Source organism: Chloroflexota bacterium, assembly GCA_020161265.1.
Lineage (GTDB): Bacteria > Chloroflexota > Chloroflexia > Chloroflexales > Herpetosiphonaceae > Herpetosiphon.
Genome location: JAIUOC010000010.1, coordinates 17,554 through 37,030 on the forward strand (window position 1 = coordinate 17,554; position 19,477 = coordinate 37,030).

17 protein-coding genes are annotated in these 19,477 nt (G+C 50.1%); 15 read left to right on the plus strand and 2 right to left on the minus strand.

The genetic code is table 11. The annotated features are described in order from the left end of the window. The first annotated feature begins 2 nt into the window (after positions 1-2). The 3 genes from LCH85_21145 to LCH85_21155 all read left to right on the plus strand — a co-directional run bounded on the left by LCH85_21145 (position 3) and on the right by LCH85_21155 (position 2,766). The gene (locus LCH85_21145) at positions 3-1,115 is read left to right on the plus strand and encodes a glucose-6-phosphate dehydrogenase assembly protein OpcA (GenBank protein MCA0354507.1); all 1,113 of its coding nucleotides are present in this window, start codon (positions 3-5) and stop codon (positions 1,113-1,115) included. Continuing rightward, positions 1,112-1,834, plus strand: coding sequence for a 6-phosphogluconolactonase (gene pgl / locus LCH85_21150; protein ID MCA0354508.1), 723 nt, complete (start codon positions 1,112-1,114; stop codon positions 1,832-1,834). The genes LCH85_21145 and pgl overlap by 4 nt, the downstream gene beginning before the upstream one ends. A gap of 65 nt (positions 1,835-1,899) precedes the next feature. Further along, positions 1,900-2,766 carry a PIG-L family deacetylase gene (locus tag LCH85_21155; GenBank protein MCA0354509.1) on the plus strand — a complete coding sequence of 289 codons (867 nt, stop codon included), beginning with the start codon at positions 1,900-1,902 and terminating at the stop codon, positions 2,764-2,766. Between the two features lie 44 nt (positions 2,767-2,810). Here LCH85_21155 and lepB (LCH85_21160) read toward each other — a convergent pair whose 3' ends face one another. Continuing rightward, positions 2,811-3,557, minus strand: coding sequence for a signal peptidase I (gene lepB / locus LCH85_21160; GenBank protein ID MCA0354510.1), 747 nt, complete (start codon positions 3,555-3,557; stop codon positions 2,811-2,813). Next, positions 3,554-4,342: a signal peptidase I gene (lepB, locus tag LCH85_21165; GenBank protein ID MCA0354511.1), complete on the minus strand. Its 789-nt coding sequence runs from the start codon at positions 4,340-4,342 to the stop codon at positions 3,554-3,556. Before lepB (LCH85_21165) ends, lepB (LCH85_21160) begins: the two co-directional genes overlap by 4 nt. 415 nt (positions 4,343-4,757) lie before the next feature. On the opposite strand from lepB (LCH85_21165), the gene tilS reads away from it, so the two are divergent. The 12 genes from tilS (at position 4,758) to LCH85_21225 (ending at position 19,395) form a co-directional block, all read left to right on the plus strand. Next, positions 4,758-6,218: a tRNA lysidine(34) synthetase TilS gene (gene tilS / locus LCH85_21170; protein MCA0354512.1), complete on the plus strand. Its 1,461-nt coding sequence runs from the start codon at positions 4,758-4,760 to the stop codon at positions 6,216-6,218. Then, a complete protein-coding gene (hpt, locus tag LCH85_21175) occupies positions 6,208-6,747 on the plus strand; it encodes a hypoxanthine phosphoribosyltransferase (GenBank protein ID MCA0354513.1) in 540 nt (179 codons plus the stop codon). Before tilS ends, hpt begins: the two co-directional genes overlap by 11 nt. A 108-nt stretch (positions 6,748-6,855) precedes the next feature. Further along, the gene (locus LCH85_21180) at positions 6,856-8,016 is read left to right on the plus strand and encodes a transposase (GenBank protein ID MCA0354514.1); all 1,161 of its coding nucleotides are present in this window, start codon (positions 6,856-6,858) and stop codon (positions 8,014-8,016) included. A 170-nt stretch (positions 8,017-8,186) separates the two neighbouring features. Next, on the plus strand, positions 8,187-10,142 hold the full coding sequence (ftsH, locus tag LCH85_21185; GenBank protein ID MCA0354515.1) for an ATP-dependent zinc metalloprotease FtsH: 1,956 nt from the start codon (positions 8,187-8,189) through the stop codon (positions 10,140-10,142). A 158-nt stretch (positions 10,143-10,300) separates the two neighbouring features. Further along, the gene (locus LCH85_21190) at positions 10,301-11,059 is read left to right on the plus strand and encodes a YebC/PmpR family DNA-binding transcriptional regulator (GenBank protein ID MCA0354516.1); all 759 of its coding nucleotides are present in this window, start codon (positions 10,301-10,303) and stop codon (positions 11,057-11,059) included. Between the two features lie 329 nt (positions 11,060-11,388). After that, positions 11,389-12,225 (plus strand): FHA domain-containing protein, encoded by an 837-nt coding sequence (locus tag LCH85_21195; GenBank protein MCA0354517.1) that lies wholly within the window; start codon positions 11,389-11,391, stop codon positions 12,223-12,225. A gap of 4 nt (positions 12,226-12,229) precedes the next feature. Next, on the plus strand, positions 12,230-13,420 hold the full coding sequence (locus LCH85_21200; GenBank protein MCA0354518.1) for a VWA domain-containing protein: 1,191 nt from the start codon (positions 12,230-12,232) through the stop codon (positions 13,418-13,420). Positions 13,421-13,438: 18 nt separating this feature from the next. Then, positions 13,439-14,824: a protein kinase gene (locus LCH85_21205; protein ID MCA0354519.1), complete on the plus strand. Its 1,386-nt coding sequence runs from the start codon at positions 13,439-13,441 to the stop codon at positions 14,822-14,824. Positions 14,825-14,843: 19 nt separating this feature from the next. After that, entirely contained in the window at positions 14,844-16,421 is a 1,578-nt protein-coding gene (locus LCH85_21210; protein MCA0354520.1) for a protein phosphatase 2C domain-containing protein, read from the plus strand. 56 nt (positions 16,422-16,477) lie between these two features. Further along, entirely contained in the window at positions 16,478-17,407 is a 930-nt protein-coding gene (locus LCH85_21215; protein MCA0354521.1) for a hypothetical protein, read from the plus strand. 91 nt (positions 17,408-17,498) lie between these two features. After that, entirely contained in the window at positions 17,499-18,350 is an 852-nt protein-coding gene (locus tag LCH85_21220) for a hypothetical protein (GenBank protein MCA0354522.1), read from the plus strand. 85 nt (positions 18,351-18,435) lie between these two features. Then, positions 18,436-19,395: a hypothetical protein gene (locus LCH85_21225; protein ID MCA0354523.1), complete on the plus strand. Its 960-nt coding sequence runs from the start codon at positions 18,436-18,438 to the stop codon at positions 19,393-19,395. The last annotated feature ends 82 nt before the right edge of the window (positions 19,396-19,477 follow it).

Here is a 19,477-nt window from a genome sequence, read left to right on the forward strand (position 1 = left end):
CCATGATGGGCGAAATTTCCAATAGCCCACGTCCAGCCAATGTTGCTGAGATTGAAGATCAACTGCGCGATTTATGGCGTGAATTAGGCGATCAGCATCGCGATGCGAGCCATGTAATGACCCGCGTTTGCACCATGACCGTGATTGGTTACGGTGCAAACCAAACCCTCGCCAAACGAGTACGCACCGCCTTGCCGCAGGTATTTGGCGTGCATCCATGCCGCGCAATTTTGATCGAAACTGGCAGCGAGGCCGAAGAACTCAGCGCATGGGTCAGCACCGTTTGTCAACCAAGCAGCGAAGAGCACGAGCAAGTCTGTTGCGAACAAATTACCTTCTGTGTTGGTGAGCAAATGCGGCGACGTTTGCCCGGCACAGTGCTACCCTTGGTCGTTTCCGATTTGCCCTTGTTTGTCTGGTGGCCTGGCCCACTGCACCCTGCCAGCAATGTGCGCACCCAATTGTTTGCCCATGCCGATCGCTGGATTATGGATTCGGCAGATTTTCTCGACCCGCTACCAGATTTGGCGCGTTTGCACAAGATGGTCATCAGCGATCAAACCGATGCTGTCAGCGATTTGACTTGGGCACGCTTAACTCCGTGGCGCACCGCGTTTGCCCAAATTTTCGATGCAATGGCCATGCGTCCAATGCTCGAAAACATTAGCAGCATCAAAGTGACCACTGGGCGACATCAAGCAGCCGGCTTGCTGAGCATCGGCTGGATGGCAACCTGCCTTGATTGGCAGTTGATCAGCGCAAGCGGCAATAGCGAAACCTTGCTTTGCAATTTCAAACATCGCAATGGCACGGTTACGATCAGCATGCAAACCAGCGATCGGGCTGGCGAGGAAGTACCATTCATCGAAGTGCAGGCCGCCAAACATAAAGCCAGTATCACCGTGGGCCGCAGCAGCAACAAACAAGCATTGCTGGCCAATGTGCAGCTTGATGGCGAAACTCGTTGTCAGATGAGCGAACTACCAAGGCCCAGCGATAGCCTGTTGCTCTTGAATGAACTAAATATGTATAGTCATGATCGAGTTTATGAACGGGCTTTAGCGATAGTCGCCGCAATTGCTCAAGCAACCGATCCCCATGGAGCACATGTATGACGCTTCAGATTGCCCCAAGCCGCGAGGAACTGATGATCCTTGCGGCTGATCGGCTAGTAGCCGAGGCTCAAACCGCCATCGCTCAACGTGGCCGCTGGACAATCGCGCTTTCGGGTGGCTCAACGCCCAAAGCGTTGTTTGAGTTATTAGCCAGCCCACGATACATTAATCAGATTCTTTGGGGGCGTTGTTTTTTATTTTGGGGCGATGAGCGCTGCGTCGGGCCTGACGATCCCCAAAGCAACTATCGCATGACCAAAATCGCCTTGATCGATCATATTCCGATTCCCGTGGGCAATGTGTTGCGAATTCGTGGTGAGTTAGCGCCTGAAAGTGCCGCCAGTCTGTATGCCCATGAAATTAAACGTATTTTCGGGCTAGCTGAGGGCCAATTTCCTCAATTCGATACGATGCTGCTGGGCTTGGGCAATGATGGGCATACCGCCTCGCTCTTTCCTGCCAGCGATATTTTGGGTCGCAACGATGTGTTGGTGGCCGAAACCTGGGTCGCCAAACTCAAACAATATCGCATCTCGCTGACTGCGCCTGTGATCAACAATGCCCATAGCAAAATCTTTTTGGCGGCAGGCGACGATAAAGCTGGCGTTATTCGCGAACTGATCGAGCAGACTGGGGCTTATCAAAGCTACCCCGCCAATTTGATCAGCAATGCCGACTGGCTACTCGACCAAGCGGCGGCCAGCCAACTGCAACATTAACGGATCGTTAACAGATTTTCGTGGCACAATATTAGGCATGCACCATAGCATCGAAAGGAATGTTCATGACTGACCATCGACCAACCATTATGCTTGTGCATGCCCACCCTGATGATGAAGTGATTTCAACAGGCGGCATTGCGCTGAAGTATCACGAGCAAGGAGCACGGGTCGTTTTGGTGACCTGCACCCGTGGCGAAGAAGGCGAAATTGTTGATGCTGAATTGAATACGCCTGAGAATAAAGCGCGATTGGCCGAGATTCGCGATGTGGAGCTAGCTCGGGCGATTGCGCTGCTCAATATCACTGATTTTCATCAGTTGGCCTACCGCGATTCAGGCATGATCAACACGCCACCCAATGAGCATCCCGAATCGTTTAACAAGGCCGATTTACAAGCTGCCACTGGTCGCTTGGTGGCTTTGGTACGTCAATATCAACCAGATGTGTTGATCAGCTACGATGAAAATGGTAGTTATGGGCATCCCGACCACATTATGGCCCATAAAATTACGGTTGCGGCGTTTCATGCTGCTGGCGACCCCAACCAATTTCCCGAGGCTGGGACAGCTTGGGAACCGAAAAAACTGTATTACACCGCCTATCGTCGCTCGATTTGGCGCAAAGCGTGGGAATATATGCAAGCTCGTGGCGAAAAAACCCCGCTCGATGATCCCGAAGCAGATCTCTCGCGCTATGTTGATGATCCACGCACCACAACTGCGATTGAAATTGGTCAATATTTGCCAATTAAATTGCAATCGTTGCTGGAGCATCGCACCCAAATTGGGCCAACATGGGGCTTTTTGAGCTTGCCAGAGGAGTTACGCGGCGAATTACTGAGCCATGAACATTTTGCTCTAATCGAATCGCGGGTAAGTTTGCCTGAACGCGAAGAATTTGAAACCGATCTTTTGCTTGGGATTCGTTAAACAGAATGGGCTGACCAAAATTGCTGGTCAGCCCATGTTTATGTTTAGTAGCTTGCCCAGCGCTCTTTGGGCCAATAGGTAAACCATGCCTTGCCAATCACATATTCGAGCGGTAATGGCCCCCAACGCCGTGAATCACTGCTAAATGGTCGATTATCGCCCATCACAAATACATGACCCTCGGGTACAACCAACTCACAGTGCGTATCACAGAGCGTATCAACCTCGCCAATATAATCCTCGGTTAATTGCTGCTCGTTGACCCAAACTTTGCCCTCGCGAATTTTGATCGTATCGCCGCCAACCCCAATCACCCGTTTAATATAATCTTTATCGGGCAAATCGTGGGCGGCAGGTGGAGCCAAAAACACAATAATATCGCCGCGTTCAGGTGGATGCAGCAAATACAGAAATTTTTTGGGCAACTCGGCTTGGCCAGGCCACAAACGCAGCGGTGCATTCAAATCGAGATGGGCATAGATCGCTTTGTTAACCAAAACATATTGCTTGGTTTGCATGGTTGGTTCCATGCTGGTGCCTTCAATTTGAAAATTTTGAATCAAGCTGCGTAGAATCAAAAAACTCAAAATCAAGCTGGCCAGCATGTGCCACGAACGGCGCAAGCGAGGCCGTTGCGGTGCTGGAGTTAGAGTTGGTGGGGCAGGCAATGGCGCTTGTGATTGCTCCAACCAAGCAATTTCTTCGGCGCTTGGCGCAGCAACTGGCAGCGGTTGAGTCTGGTCAAGCGCCAAGCGGGTAGTTTTTACTTCGGATTGCTCGAAATCGTTCATTGGCCCGTTGGTGCTGCATAACTAGGCGTTTGCACAACACCCCAATCTTCTTTGGGCCAATACGAAAGCCAGGCCTTGCCAATCACGTTATCTAAGGGCAACGGCCCCCACTCGCGTGAGTCGCTGCTGTTGTTGCGATTATCGCCCATCACAAAAACATGGCCAGCTGGAATATCAACGCTACAGGTCGAGGCATAGCCTTTACAACTGGTTTGCGTGCCAGCATCAAGATATTCCGATTCATCGAGCAGTTGGTCATTGACATAGACTTGACCATCGAGCAAGGTAACTTTATCGCCCTCGATCCCAATCACCCGTTTAATGTAATCTTTGTTAGGTTCGTCGTGCGCCGATTCTGGAGCCAAGAATACGACAATATCGCCTTGTTGCGGCTTGCGAAAGGGATAAACCACATTTTGCTCAAGATCGCCCCGGCCTGGCAAGAGTCGCAGCGGCGCATTCAGGTCAAAGTGCATATATAAAGCTTTATTAACCAAAATATATTGCTGATCGTGCATGGTTGGGAACATACTCGAACCTTCGATGCGAAAATTCTGCAACAAGCCACGCACAATAAAAAAGACCAAAAGCACAAAAACGACCGTCTCGATAATCTCTTTGACGACCGACCAGCCGCGACGTTGGGGAACGGTTTCAGCAGCCGCTTCCTCTAAATCCAGCGGTTCTTCTGGTGGTGGAGCTGGCTCAAGCCTGGTTGGTTTTAATGGATTTGGATCATGTTGAGCAGCTTGTTCAAGCCGATCCCGTAGCGGTGTTGAACTCATTGAATTATCCTTACACCCTGAATTATGTCGCTGCGCGGCATTATAGCATACCAACTTTGGCCAAACCTGCCCTAGAAGTCTTGATTTTAATTGACCAAACTGGGGATTGATGATCTAGTATGCCGCGAAGCGCTAGTGCTGTCAATTTAAAGCAAAGCCCATACCGTCAATCAGCCCATGTTAACGATTCCAAGCCGTTTGCAGCTGATAGGCAACTGATCAACGGCTGATACCCGCCAATGGTTCCTGCGGCATTGTTTTCTCTCAGCATATCATAGCCTAAAGCTTTCCAAGCAGTTGTTAATCTAGTGCTAATCCTAGCCACTCCAAGCCGCAAACTCCATCGAGAGATTGACATGGCCAGCCGCAAAAATGTGCTATCATCAAGGTTGGCACCACTTACGAGAACTCTGCTATGTCCCAACTACTCGACATTGAAACAACCCTCATCCGCGATGGTCGCCTCGCATCGGCAGCATGTTTGGTGGTGGCGGTTTCAGGTGGACCGGATTCATTAGCATTGCTGCATCGGCTGACGGCCTTGGCCACACCGTATGGCTGGCGATTGCATGTGGCTCACCTTGATCATGGCTTACGTGGCGAGCAATCAGCTGCCGAGGCCGCTTTTGTGGCCGAAATCGCCGCTGATTGGGGCTTAACTGCCACAATTGAGCTGCGCGATGTTGACCAAGTTGCCAAACACTACCATGTGGGCTTACCTGCTGCGGCCCGAGCGACCCGCTATCGTTTCTTGGCTGAGGTGGCTTTGCAACAACAAGCCGATGCGGTCGTGCTCGGTCATCAATCCGATGATCAAGCAGAAACGGTGTTGTTGCATGTGTTGCGGGGCACAGGCCCGAGCGGCTTGAGCGCCATGCGACCGCGCACCGAGTGGGTTGGATGGCGAGTTACCGCCGGAATGCCACATCAAGCAGTTGGGCCAGCTTTGATTCGACCCATGCTCAATATTACCCGTGACGAAATTGAGGCCTATTGCGATGAACAGCAATTGGAGCCACGCCGTGATCCCACTAATAATTCGTTGGAATACACACGGGGCCGCATTCGCCATCAATTATTGCCATTACTCGGCGAATACAATGCTAAAGTTGTTTCGGCCTTGGCGCGAACAGCGCGTTTGGCTGCAATTGAAACCGACTACATGCAAAGCGAGCTTGATCGTCAATGGCAACATTTAATTGAGTTTGAACCTGGGGCAATCACCTTTCATCGTGAGCAATGGAACCAGATGCATCCAGCGTTGCAGCGCCATGCAATTCGCCGCGCGGTTTATTTATTGCGGCCTGAGCGCGACGAATTAACATCCTCGCAGCTTGACCATGCGTTAAGTGCCATGAACAGCCTGCAACTGTTTTGCCAGATGCCGCATAATTTGGTCTTGCATCGTAAGCCACATGGTTGGACAATGACCGTAGCTACAACTATGCAGCCAACCAACGACGAACCGCAATTGAGCATTGATGAGTGGCCGCTCAATCAACAAGGCATGACTCCGCTACCCGATGAACGTTGGCGGGTGATTATGGAGCTGATGCCCAGTCGCCCTGAATATAATCTTTCGCGCTGGCAAGGCTTACTCGATGCCGATGCGATTCAAGGCAAATTGATGTTACGTCAACGCCGCCCAGGTGATCGCATGCGGCCAGCAGGGGGCATTGGCTCACGTCGCATCCAAGATATTATGGTTGATATGCGTTTGCCGCGCGAACTGCGTGCCCAATGGCCGTTATTCGTTGATGATGTTGGGATTCTTTGGATTCCTGGCTTGCTGATGGCCGAACATGCCCACCCAACGCCAGAAACAACCAATTTTTTGCTCATAACTTTGGAGGATACTCACGCCGATGCATCCTGATCTTGAGCGAGTATTAATTGATACCGCAACACTCCAAAACCGAGTTCAAGCGCTTGGCACAGCAATTGCCCAAACCACGGTTAACGCACCTGAGTTAGTGTTAGTTGGCATCTTAAAAGGTTCGTTGATCTTTATGGCCGACCTGATGCGCTCGATTGAACGCGAGGTTAGCTACGATTGCATTGCGGTTTCGTCCTATGGAGCCAGCACCGAAAGCAGCGGCGTAGTTCGTTTAAATAAAGATCTCGACCTTGATATCGCTGGCAAGCATGTGATCATCGTCGAAGATATTATTGATAGTGGCCTGACATTAAAATATGTGCATGATCTGCTGTTGCGGCGCAACCCAGCCGCTTTAGAGATTTGTGCCCTACTGAATAAACCTGAACGGCGCAATGTCAATGTGCAGGTTGATTACCGTGGTTTCGACATTCCCAACGAATTTGTTGTGGGATATGGACTGGACTATGCCGAACGCTACCGCAATTTGCCCTATATTGGGGTCTTAAGCCCTCGTGTTTATACATAGGAGCTTGCCTTTAGACGCAGTAAACCAGAAGTTTTAGCTCTAGAGAGCGACTAGGAGAGCCGCTTTCACCTGCTTACAGAAACGCTAGATGGATGTTATAACACACCTATGCAACGAACGATTTGTCTACAACTTGAACCATCGTTCACACAGGCTGCCGCACTTGAGGAAACCAGCCGTCAATTCACGGCGGCCTTCAACCTGTTTGCGCAGTTGGGTTGGTCCAACAGCGTCTCGAATGCTACCAAGCTCCATTTTCTGGCCTACTATACCGTCCGCGCAGCGCTTCCTGATCTCAACAGCAATCTGACCAATACCGCACGAGCCAAAGCGGCTGAGGCGCTCCGCAGTTCCTTTACCCTACGAAAAAACCGCACGCGTACCGTCTCGATGCCCCGCTCGCATTCCTGCCCCCCGCGCTACAACGTGCATACATTTCGTATCAATTGGGAAAGCCAGACCGTGCGGCTGTCGCTAGTCGCTGGTCGGCAGACGATCCGCTTTCGCGTACCAGCCTATGCCACCAAGTACGTGGGTTATTCGGTTGATACGGCGGATCTGCTTGAGCGTGATGGGCGCTGGTTCTTGCATGTTGTGGTGACGGTTCCCGCGCCGACCATCGCGCCAAGCGAGACGGTTGTTGGGGTTGATCTGGGGTTGAGCCATCCCGCCGTGACCAGTACGCGGCACTTTTTGGGCAAGAAACGCTGGAAGGCCCGTGAAGGTCGACTGTTCAAGCTCAAGCGGGCCTTGCAAAAACGCAACACCAAGTCGGCTAAGCGGCACTTGAAAACGCTGCGGCGCAAGCAGGCCCGCTTTCGACGTGATTGCGATCACGTCGTGAGTAAGCAGATCGTGCAGTCGGTCGAAGCGGGTAGCACGATTGTCGTGGAAAATCTGACCAACATCCGCAAACGCATGAAGGGCAAGCGGCACACCGCAATCAAGCGGCGCTTACATTCGTGGTCGTTTGCACAATTGCTAGCGTTTATTGTGTACAAGGCGCAGGAGCGCGGCGGTACGGTGGTTGCGGTTGACCCGCGACATACCTCGCAGACGTGTAGCTGCTGTGGGCATCAAGCCCGCAACAACCGTCGCTCCAGAGCCGCATTCAGATGTCAGATGTGCAGTTATGAACTGCATGCCGACTTGAATGCAGCCTACAACATTGTGGCCAAGTACCATGCTCAGGGGGGTATATCTCGCCTGAGTGGGCTGCCCGTCAACCAGCCTATCGTGTCCGATCCTGAGCCACTGGCTGAGGGTTGAGGTATAAGCCCAATGCCTTTAGGCGTGGGTTGTTGACATTAACACTTTGCTAATGGGCATTTCCCTTGCTAGGTAGGTAGCGCTTTGGTATAATTTTTGAAGGTCGCTGTACTCCGCATGGAGTGCAGCAAAATTTTATGAGCGTGTACGCACGTTCAGGAGATACTGCGATGGGTGAAAATCGCTTCTTACGCAACAGTTTTGTGTATTTGATCATCGTAGTGGCGGCGTTGGCGCTCTTCTATCAATACATCAATGGTAGTCCTGGCAATACCAGCGAAAAGAGCTACAGTGAAATTCTCGACTTAGCTCTCCAAGGTAAAATTGCCGAGATCGTCCAAACCGAAGGTCAAGTCGAGTTTCGGGCGACCACCAACGACGCGCCACCCACCACCTATATTTCTCGCAAGAACAGCACCAGCGAAAGTATTGAAGAAATTCTTTCGCAAAAAGCCCAAGATGCTAGCAAATTAGCCGAGCTTAAAGATCCTGCGAATAAGACGGCGATTGCAGCACCGTTGGAAAACGCTGCCAAAGTTAAGTTCAACCCTAAATCGGCTCCAGCTTGGGGCGGTATTTTAGGCGCGGCCTTGACCTTCTTGCTGCCCACGCTTCTGCTGATTGGCTTTTTCGTCTTTTTCATGCGCCAAGCCCAAGGCTCTAACAACCAAGCGATGTCGTTTGGCAAGAGCAAAGCTCGCATGTTCACTGGCGACAAACCATCAGTAACCTTCTCTGATGTTGCTGGCCAAGAAGAAGCCAAACAAGACTTAACCGAAGTGGTCGAGTTTCTTAAATTTCCTGAGAAATTTGCCCAACTTGGCGCACGGATTCCACGTGGGGTTTTGATGGTTGGCCCTCCAGGTACTGGTAAAACCTTGCTCAGCCGTGCAGTTGCTGGCGAAGCAGGCGTGCCATTCTTCTCAATCAGCGGTTCGGAATTTGTGGAAATGTTCGTCGGGGTTGGCGCAAGCCGCGTGCGCGATTTGTTTGAACAAGCCAAACGCAACGCTCCTTGTATCGTCTTTATCGACGAAGTTGATGCCGTTGGTCGCCAACGCGGTGCTGGCCTTGGTGGCTCGCACGACGAACGCGAACAAACGCTTAACCAAATCTTGGTTGAAATGGACGGCTTCGATAGCAACACCAATGTGATTGTGATCGCCGCCACCAACCGCCCTGACGTGCTCGACCCAGCCTTGGTTCGCCCAGGCCGTTTCGACCGCCAAGTTGTACTCGATGCTCCTGATATGCGCGGACGGGTTGAAGTGCTCAAGGTCCATACCAAGGGCAAACCACTCTCCGAAGATGTTAATTTGGAAGCAATTGCCAAATTAACGCCTGGCTCATCGGGTGCAGATCTGGCCAACATCGTCAATGAAGCGGCGATCTTGGCTGCACGGCGCTCGAAAAAACGCATCGCCATGCAAGAAATGCAAGATGCCACCGAACGAATTATGCTTGGTGGCCCAGAACGCCGCTCACGCGTGATGACTCCTAAGCAAAAAGAGTTGACCGCCTTCCACGAAGCTGGTCACGCGATTGTTGCTAAAGCGATGCCTGGCGCAAACCCTGTGCATAAAGTGACGATTATTCCGCGAGGGATGGCTGGTGGCTACACCTTGATGATCCCCGATGAAGATCAAAGCTATATGAGCGTTTCGCAGTTTGAAGCCCAAATTGCTGTAGCCCTTGGTGGCCGCGCCGCCGAAGAATTGGTGCTGAGCGACTTTACCACTGGCGCTTCGGGCGATATTCAACAAGTGACGCGCATGGCACGAGCGATGGTTACCCGCTATGGGATGAGTTCAGAGCTGGGGCCAATTGCCTTTGGCGAAAAAGAAGAGTTGATCTTCTTGGGCCGCGAAATCAGCGAACAACGCAACTATTCGGAAGAAACCTCACGCAAGATCGATTCGGAAGTGCGACGTTTGGTCAGCGAAGGCCACGAACGCGCCCGTGCAATCTTGGAACGCAATCGCGAAGTGATGAACCGCATGGCTGAAGCCTTGATCGAGCATGAAAACCTCGATGGTGAGCCATTGCGCCAATTGCTCGACGAAGTGATTCAATATAACTCCAACAATGGGGTTTATAACGACGCTTTGCCCAAGCAACGCATCTAAATCAAAGCGTAGCGAATGATCGAAGAATTGGCGCAGGCAGTGATGCTTGCGCCAATTTTTTGCCAAGCTTCTCAAGCATAGGCTATAATGGTCAACAAAAACTCATGATTGAGCGGCACACTGGGGTGTGCACAATTGTTAACCGTAGGAGTTATCCGATGTCAGGGCATACAAAATGGCATGAAATCCGCCGCAAAAAAGGGGTTCTTGATCAACGCCGAGGCCAACGCTGGACGAAAATCGCTCGTGATATTACGATCGCCGCCCGCGAAGGTGGTGGCAGCCCCGACATGAACTTCCGGCTGCGCTTGGCGATTGAAAAAGCCAAAGCCGATAATATGCCAGCGGATAATATTCAACGAGCAATTGATCGCGGCACTGGCGTAAGCGGTGAAGCAGCGCTCGAAGAAGTGACCTACGAAGGCTATGGCCCAGGTGGCATTGCCGTGATCGTCGATGCTGCCACTGACAATCGCAACCGCACCGTTTCCGAAATTCGCACCGCCTTTAACAAAAATGGCGGCACACTCGGCGAAGGCGGCTCAGTCGGTTGGATGTTTGATATCAAAGGTTTGATTAGTATTGATCGGACTGAAAAAACCGACCCCGATGAAGTGACCTTGCTGGCGATCGATGCCGATGCTGATGATGTGATTGTCAACGACGATGCAATTATTGTTTACACCGAGTTTAGCAAATTAGCAGCGGTGCGCGATGCGCTCAACGAGCAAGGCCTAAAAATCAGCACCGCTGAAAAAACTATGCTGGCCAAAACAATCATGGAAGCCGACGAAGCGACCACTTTCCAGATTTTGCGGCTGATGGAGCGGCTCGAAGATCTCGATGATGTACAAAAAGTCTATAGCAACCTTGAAGTATCCGATGAACTAGCCGAAAAATATGCCGAACAAGGCTAATTAATAGGCTGCATGCAGCCCCAACCAGCACGGTTTTAACTGTGCTGGTTTTGTTTAAGTTTGTGTTATCCCCGCCAAATCCAAGCCAAATAGTAAAACAGAATAAGGCGATTCTGGTATAATCAGGGACGATTATCCAAACCCTTGCAGTACAGAAGTCCTATGGACAACCTACGCTATGCCTCAACTTCATGCCAAAGAAGCAGGGTATGAAGCTAGATCTACAGGTTAAACACCATGGTATACAGCGCAATTGCAGCAAGGGGCGCACACTCCCGCCCCATCCAGCACTATCCAGCACTATCCGCTAGCTCACGAGGAGACGCACGATGACCAATTTTGAGTTCTGGCAAAAAGTTAAGGAAATGGGTCAGATCACGTATGACTGGTGGTATCCTACGATTGCGCTTCCGGCTTTAATTTGGGCAGTTTCGGTTCTCTTTCTGGCAATCTTTGCCGCACGTAAAATTAAAAAAGTGCATAATCGCTTTTTAACCCTCTTTTTATCGACCATTCCAGTATTGTTGATCTTCCCATCGGCCTATATCACCCAAGCCCTTGGCAGTGCGCTCAATCGGGTTGGTTATACGTTGCCTGAGAACGTCAACGATTTTGCCAGCAACGATGCCATTGTCTTAGGTAATTACCTGAATGCCTTTGGCTTATGGGGCGTGTTGGGCGTTACCTTCACCTTACCATTAATTCTGAGCAGCCTCTCACGTAGCGAAGTACCAGTGATCAGCCCAGCCATTCGGAATGCCACTAAAACCATCACCAATATCGCTACCCGCGCTTTTGGCCGACGTGGCGGGGCTGGTGGTGGCGGACGGATCAACGCACCCTATGGCTCGATCACCATCAACAATGGCTCGCGTAAAGGCTCAATCGAAGCCTTACGCCCCGATTTTACAATTGGCGGCAAGGGTGATATTCAAGTTAGTGATGTGATTGTTTCACGAACCCATGCCAAATTTGTGTTGGAAGATAATCAAATTGCCGTGATTGACCTTGGTAGCACCAACGGCACCTTCTTGGTACGCGATGGTCAAGGCTTTATGCTCGATAGTCAGCCTGTACCGCTTGAACATGGCGATACGATCTATCTCGGCGACCCCAACCAAGACAATGCAGTAGAAATGGTATTTGAGTTTAATACAGGAGCATAACCTCATGAAAACGTGGATTTTGCGTTGTAGCCTTGCGTTGCTGCTGCTCTCGCCAGTTTTGACGTATGCTCAAGCGGCCTATGAAGTTAAACTCACCGATGCCCAATTACTGCAAGATCGGGTGGTCAACTTCAAGATGCGGGTGACTGATACGACGACTGGTCAAGATGTGCCGCCTCTGGAACCTGGCGATATTGCAATTTATCAAGATGGTCAATTGCTGACAGATTCTCAATTGGTGATGCATGTAATCACCACTGATGCGACCCACCCAACCAGCCATACAATTCCCTTTGATAGCCAAAATGTCTTACGCGCTTCGGGGGCAACAATTGGCTTAGTGACTGATTTAAGTGTCGCGCTCGGCGATCCATTTATCGGCGAAGTTCGCACTGCTGCCGAAAGCTGGATCAACCTTGGTAATGCGGTTTCGCCCAACGATCCCGAATCGATTGGCTTGTTTATTCCACGCTCATCAAATAGCCAATCAACCCGCCCAGCCAGTGCACCTGAGTTTGATCGCGACCACAATAAAATTATTGGGGTTCTGCGCACTGAGCCACCACGCGATGGCGCAACCAATTTGTATGGGGCAGTCTTAGAGGCCGTTACCGCCACCGCAGCCGAGGCCAAAAAACGCGGTACTGAAAGCTATGTGGTGGTATTTGGCGATGGTTCAGTTACCCCTGATAGCGCTGGTTTGTTCAGCCAAATCGTCGATCTTGCCAATAAAAACAACACGATTATTATTGCCGTTGGGATTGGCAAGACTGAAAATTTGGATAAAGCTACCAATCAACTGCCCAATTTAGCCAGCAGCACCAACGGGCGCTACGTTGCTGGAGGCCCAGAAGAGCGGCCAGGCAATATGGACCAAGCCTATAAAGCCTTGGTTAAGCCCGTTAATCGCACTGGTTACGATCTTGCATTTGCCCATACCGCACCCCGCGACGATAAACAACACACCTTCCAAGTTAAGGTGACGATTGCTGGCCAAACCTGGGAAAGTTCAACCTTGCCAATTCCAATTGGTGGGCTAGCCACCGAATCGGAGTTTACCTCGTTAAACCAACTCCAAAAATATTATCTACTGCGTGGTGTGCCCGCCGCAATTATTTTGGCAGCAGTCACAACCGCTTTAGCAACCGCCACCCGCCGTCGCCCAACTCGGATTGATCCAGGGGCTGGTAAGTAGGCTATCGGAGGAGCGACTATGCATCTTGTTGCAGGTCAACAATATGGGCGCTATGAAATTGTTGATGATCGTTTGGCTGAGGGGCTTTCCGGCCCAGTCTACCATGCGATCATCAACCACGATGATGGGCATCGTGAAGAAGTGGCGCTCAAATTTCTGACGAATAAACTTCCTCAAGTTCGTCAGTATTTTATGAATGAGGAACGTTTGCTAAAAAAAGCCGAGCACCCCCATGTGATCGGCTTTGTCCACAGTAATGTCCGTGACGAGCCCTATACGCTGGCCACGACGTTTGTTTATGCCTACAGCAATAAAGAGTTATCGAAGCAAAAAAGCGAAACTATCGCGCTGCAAATCGCTGAGCAAATTGGCAGCGCTTTGGATTATCTGCATATTGCCCACCCCGATAGCCCGGTTATTCACCGTGACGTAAAGCCCGATAACATCCTGGTTGATAAAGCCTCGCACGATGCAATTCTGATTGACCTCAGCGTGGCTTCACACGAACGCTTTGCCTTGGTCGATGAACGCGGCTTTGGCACACCACCGTATATGGCTCCTGAGCAATATACTGGGCATGAAGTGCCAGCAACCGACCAATATGCCTTGGCCTTGGTCGTCTACTACTTCCTAACTGGCGATACGATTCCAACGATCAAACCGCCCAAAATCAAGGGCATGGAATCGAACGATCCCCAAGTGTATCAAGCAGCTTTGGCGATTTGGAATACTGAATTTCGCCAGCAATTGGCGGCGCAAAACGAGCGGATTCGCAAAAACTTGGCCAAACATCCCACCGCCATCGAGGTTTTCTTAAAAGCGACTGCCTTTGAGCCAACCGATCGGTATAGCTCATGTGCTGCGTTCAGTATGGCCATGCACGAAGCTTTGCGCAACGATGGAGCCGCATTTGCCGCTCCAAGCATGCCAATTAGCAATTCACGTCGCTCAACCATGATTAGTATTGGGGCAATTAGTGCTCTGGTTTTAATTGCAGTGCTCTTTTTATTGTTGGGTGGTGGCGATACGCCTGATCCAAATGGTAAAGCAACGCCAGAACAAGCAGCGATGCAACCAACCTCAACCTTACCGGAAACTCCCACTACTGGTGGTATTCCAACGGTTACGATCGAAGCGGTTATTCCAACCTCAACCTTACCACCAATAGTTTCACCAACTGCTGGAGGGCGCGAGGTAACCCTAAGTCAAGGCTACATTTTACGGGCACGACCTGGCGATGGTAGCGCGAATGCCCTTGGAAGTGGCCAAGCGCTTGAGGGCCAAAAATTTCTTGTGCTTGATGAAAACCCCAGCACAATCAGTGGTGATCAACGTAAATGGTTCAATGTACAACGTATCAACGGTGGAGAAACAGGATGGCTACCAGAAACAGTCTTACGCTAGGCCACCAAGGAGCATTGCAATGAGTCAAGCAGCCAATCTGCCTAACCTCGTGGTCTATGGTCAAAGCGATGTTGGGCGACAACGGAATAATAACGAAGATAATTTGGCATGGCGACATGCCGATGAACGCAGTTTTGGCACCAAATTGGTCAACGGAGTAACCGAACTTTTCGCCAAAATTCGCGGCGGTGGCGCAACTGGGTTTAGTGTCAAGATCGAGCATAAATTGCTTGCGAGCCATGGTCGGCTCTATGTGGTTGCCGATGGAGTCGGCGGTAACGACGATGGCGAGTTGGCTAGCCGTGCCGTTGTCGAATATACGACCAAGTTTTTCTATAATAGTGACCCCAAAAACTACAAAAGCAAACAAGATCAACTGAATGCGGCGATTCAATATGCCACCAAAATGGTCTATAAAGAGGCTGGCAATACCAACCGCGCCTCAACCTTGGTGCTAGCCTTGGTCTGGGATGAAGGCACACTCCGCAAGATTATTTTCTCGAATGTTGGCGATAGCAAAGGCTATTTGTTCCGCGCCAACAACACCGAATATGATCGAGCCGTCCAAACCAAAGATCATGTCAACGCCATGAACAAAAGCCTCTGGCAATCCATGGGCGATCCTGAGGTAACGCCGCACTTCAGCGATGAGCTGGTTTTGGGCAAAGATGATGTGATTGTACTGTGCTCAGACGGGCTTTCTGATGGGGTGCAGGCTGAAGAAATTGGCAAAATTGCCACACTTAATGCCCCTCAAAACGCGACAACTGAGTTGATCAGCCTTGCTAATGAGCGCGGTGGCCACGACAACATCACCAACGTGGTGGTACGTAACGGCCCTGCGCCAATTCAATGGGGAGCCTTAGGCGGAATTTTGGGAGTTGTGCTCTTGGTTGCCGCCCTCTTAGGCGGGATCGTGTTCATCGGTGGCGATGATGTTAACCCAAATACTGGTGGCCGAAATGCCATTGCCATCCCAACCCGACCAATCATCACAATGGTCGATGGTTCGTTTGCCACGGTCACATTGCCCGCTGAAACGGCAACAGCCGAAGCCGAATTGATTCGGCAAGCGACCGAAAACCCAGTGCCAACTGATACTTTAGCGCCGCAAGCAACCAGCGCACCTGGCACGAACCCAACTGCACGGCCAGCAGCAACAACAGCGCCAACCAATCGTCCAGCGGCAACGAACCCACCAGTCGTGCAACCAACCACTCCACCAGTGGTCATCCAACCCACCAACCCACCAGCCCCAGGCGATCGTGATGGTGATGGCTTTACCGATGATGTTGATGGTTGTCCTGATGTGGCAGGCCCAAACAATGGTTGTCCAGCACCAGTTGAGCCAACCAATCCACCAGCCGTCGGCGACAGTGATGGCGATACCATTCCTGACGATCGCGATGCTTGTCCAAATGAGCCTGGCGATCCATCACGGAATGGTTGTCCAAAACCAGCTGATCCACCAACCGAGCGGCCAACCAATACGCCACGGCCAACCGAGCAACCAACCAAAGCGCCAGAGCCGCCAACTGTACCACCACTACAACCAACTGCGGCCCCACCACCACCCACGACACCGCCATTACCATAGTTAGGTAGAAGTCGGTTATACATAGTTAGCGCAATTGAAATTATAGGGATAGTACAATGCAGAAGTTTCAGCGTCTATTGTTAGTAATATTGTTCATCAGCCTAAGCCTCATGCTGCAACCAAGCAGTCATGCCCAACAAGGCCTCAAGTTGCCAGCTGCACCGACCATCGATCAGCCGAATGCACTAGCAGCCCCACCGGTGATCGGTTGGGATCAAATAGCTGCAACCGTAATTGAAGGCCAAGACCTCATTTTAGCGGTACGCGTCAAAAGCATCGATCCAGGTGATTCGGTCGATATTGGGGTTACCTATGAAGTTTATAATGGGACAGCTCAATCGCCCGCTGACTATAACCGAAGCTTAACCTTGGTTAGCAATAATCAACCAATCACTCGTACCGTAGCGATGAAGGGGGCAGAACGAGTCCAATATATCAAAGTTGATACCAACATGGATAGCAATAATAACGAAGGCCTTGAAACGTTTTTTATTGATATCTCGGTAGCAGGAGCTCAAATTGACCCAAGCATGGGCAATCGGGTAACCGTTACAATTGCCAAGACTCAAAAATTCTATCCTGCATTCGCTGACTTCCAAGGGTGTAGCGATGTCGCCGAGCCAATCAATAACACGCCTAAGAATGGAGCGCTTTTGGCAATTAATGGTGGAACATGCCAGAGCGATTTTGCCAATGAAATTCCTAGCGATTCCGATTATTATCTCTTGAGCCAAGCCACCAATGGCTCGTTACGGCTGTTATTAGAAAATGTAACGCCGAACCAACATGACTTTAACCTCTATCTTTATCGCCAACTCACCGATGGGTCGTTTGAGTTCATGCAACAATCAACCAATCAAGCTCAAATTGCTGATTCAATTAGCTTCGCAGCAACAGCGAATACTGTTTATTTAGCACGGGTTTACTGGGTTACCAGCACAGGAACCGCTACCCCGATCTATCAATTGAGTGCAACGGCCCAATAAGTGCATCAACAAGGAGCGTAGAGTTTATGAAGCATGCTAGCTCCCCAGTGGTGCTAGCATGCCCCAACTAATTATCCAAAGGAGTGTTAGGATGCTGCGGTGGTCTCGTTTTATTCTTATGTTCTTGTTCATTCAACATATGCTCATCACGAGTAGTTTTGCTAGCCCTGAAGCCCCTCAAGCGATTACGGTCTCGTGGCAACGTACCAAGGTTTCAACCACTGAAGGGGTCAGTGTTTGGTTAGCAGTTGTGGTCAATGGAGCCAACCCATCTGATAATGTTGATATTGACCTTCGATATAATACCCAAGGTGTTACCGCCTATACTGGATCAGATTACGAAGGCACAATGGGGAATAATTTCAACATCAGTGGTCAAACTCGAGTTAGATTAATCAGAATAGAAATTTATAACAATAACTATTACGAAAACCATGAAACATTTCTTGTACAACTGAATTCCCGCACGAATGGGATTGATGTAGTAGGAGAAGTAAAGGCTGAAGTAACGATTTCGCGTAGTCGTCAATTTGGGGGCATGGTTGGCAATCTCCAATCATGTTTAAACTCAAGTGGCACGGCCAACGATCTACCTGCCACTGCTGGGATGATCAATCCCAATGGCGGTTGGTGTGATAACCATTTCATTAACGAACCAGTTCAAGCTTCCGATTACTATTACTTTATTGCGCCAAAAAATGGTCGGGTCGATATTGATCTGCTCAATACAACCCCCGATCAGCATGATTATAATCTGTATCTCTATGTGCATAATGGTGGTAACGACTACACCTTTATGCAACAATCGACAAACACAGGCCAACAAGCCGAGGGATTATCGGCAAGCATCAGCGCTGGCTCACGCTATTTGATTCGGGTCTATTTTGTGAGCAAAACTGGCAGCAAAGACCCCTACTATCGGCTAAAGGCCAATGTTCCTTAAGCAACTACATGCCTTTATGAGAGTTGCTCGGCTAGAGTTTAGATAGGTCATCTTAATATTCAGTGTGTAGGACAGGAATTCGTATATGCGTCACTATTCTGCTAAACATATTGTTCGTTATCTAGCTGTTTGTTGTTTCCTAAGTCTCTTGTTCCAAATTAACCCTCAAGCCAACGCTCAAACAGTTGAAGTAACACCACCACCGCCGCCGCCACCAGTTACCCAACCAGAGCAGGCGGCCCAATCAAATGCGCCGCAGATAGGCACAATTCAGTGGGGCAGCACCACAATTATGGCCTCTGAGAAACGCCTTTCGGTGTGGTTGCAAGTTAAATTTCTTGGCAATACGACCCTCAATTCATTTAGTTATCGCACAATTGAGGGCAGTGCCGGGGCCGGAACTGATTTTACCGCCCGTGATATCACGGTCAGCGTGCCTGCTGGTCAAGGCTTTACCTATATTCAAATTCCATTAGTTAACAGTGTTTTAGTTGAAAGCAAAGAAACCTTTGTAGTTCAACTCTATGGATTTACTGGTTTTACCCTCCAAGGCAATGCCAACGCAACCGTTGATATCTATGAACGCCTTTATGCAATGCCTCAAGTGCGGGGCGTTAGTGCTCGTTGCGATACTGCCGAAGATCAAAACGATAATCCGCTGACAGCAGGCTTCTTAGGTGGAGCACTCAATAGTGGGAGCGTTTGTTCGAGTAATTTTCTGAATGAAGTTCAAGGCGAGTCAGATTACTACCGGATCTATGCTGATGGGTCGCCAGTCTATGAATATCTGTTTAACATCACCATGACCAATACGACCAATCCAGCCGCCCACAATATGGATATATTCCTCTATGAATTGGTCAATGGTAGTTATCAACCAATCACAAGCTCACTACAACCAGGCCAAGAGCCAGATACAATTGCAGTCAGCTTAAAACAAGGAACAACCTACTTTTTACGGGTTTTGTGGGGGTCATCAAGCGCCTCAAGCGCCAAGCCCAGTTACAATATTTACACCTCAATTAGCAGCCCGCTTAACCCATAAATGGGCCAATGGCTGATTAAGGTGCTAGTGCTTGTCAAGGCTGCCGAATAGTGTGATAATGGGGCAGCAACGAAGTTGTCGA

Excerpts from the sequence above, each read along its gene's own strand:
- LCH85_21145 (MCA0354507.1), top strand. The coding sequence starts at position 3 with ATGATGGGCGAAATTTCCAATAGCCCACGTCCAGCCAATGTTGCTGAG.
- pgl (MCA0354508.1), top strand. The coding sequence starts at position 1,112 with ATGACGCTTCAGATTGCCCCAAGCCGCGAGGAACTGATGATCCTTGCG.
- LCH85_21155 (MCA0354509.1), top strand. The coding sequence starts at position 1,900 with ATGACTGACCATCGACCAACCATTATGCTTGTGCATGCCCACCCTGAT.
- lepB (MCA0354510.1), bottom strand. The coding sequence starts at position 3,557 with ATGAACGATTTCGAGCAATCCGAAGTAAAAACTACCCGCTTGGCGCTT.
- lepB (MCA0354511.1), bottom strand. The coding sequence starts at position 4,342 with ATGAGTTCAACACCGCTACGGGATCGGCTTGAACAAGCTGCTCAACAT.
- tilS (MCA0354512.1), top strand. The coding sequence starts at position 4,758 with ATGTCCCAACTACTCGACATTGAAACAACCCTCATCCGCGATGGTCGC.
- hpt (MCA0354513.1), top strand. The coding sequence starts at position 6,208 with ATGCATCCTGATCTTGAGCGAGTATTAATTGATACCGCAACACTCCAA.
- LCH85_21180 (MCA0354514.1), top strand. The coding sequence starts at position 6,856 with ATGCAACGAACGATTTGTCTACAACTTGAACCATCGTTCACACAGGCT.
- ftsH (MCA0354515.1), top strand. The coding sequence starts at position 8,187 with ATGGGTGAAAATCGCTTCTTACGCAACAGTTTTGTGTATTTGATCATC.
- LCH85_21190 (MCA0354516.1), top strand. The coding sequence starts at position 10,301 with ATGTCAGGGCATACAAAATGGCATGAAATCCGCCGCAAAAAAGGGGTT.
- LCH85_21195 (MCA0354517.1), top strand. The coding sequence starts at position 11,389 with ATGACCAATTTTGAGTTCTGGCAAAAAGTTAAGGAAATGGGTCAGATC.
- LCH85_21200 (MCA0354518.1), top strand. The coding sequence starts at position 12,230 with ATGAAAACGTGGATTTTGCGTTGTAGCCTTGCGTTGCTGCTGCTCTCG.
- LCH85_21205 (MCA0354519.1), top strand. The coding sequence starts at position 13,439 with ATGCATCTTGTTGCAGGTCAACAATATGGGCGCTATGAAATTGTTGAT.
- LCH85_21210 (MCA0354520.1), top strand. The coding sequence starts at position 14,844 with ATGAGTCAAGCAGCCAATCTGCCTAACCTCGTGGTCTATGGTCAAAGC.
- LCH85_21215 (MCA0354521.1), top strand. The coding sequence starts at position 16,478 with ATGCAGAAGTTTCAGCGTCTATTGTTAGTAATATTGTTCATCAGCCTA.
- LCH85_21220 (MCA0354522.1), top strand. The coding sequence starts at position 17,499 with ATGCTGCGGTGGTCTCGTTTTATTCTTATGTTCTTGTTCATTCAACAT.
- LCH85_21225 (MCA0354523.1), top strand. The coding sequence starts at position 18,436 with ATGCGTCACTATTCTGCTAAACATATTGTTCGTTATCTAGCTGTTTGT.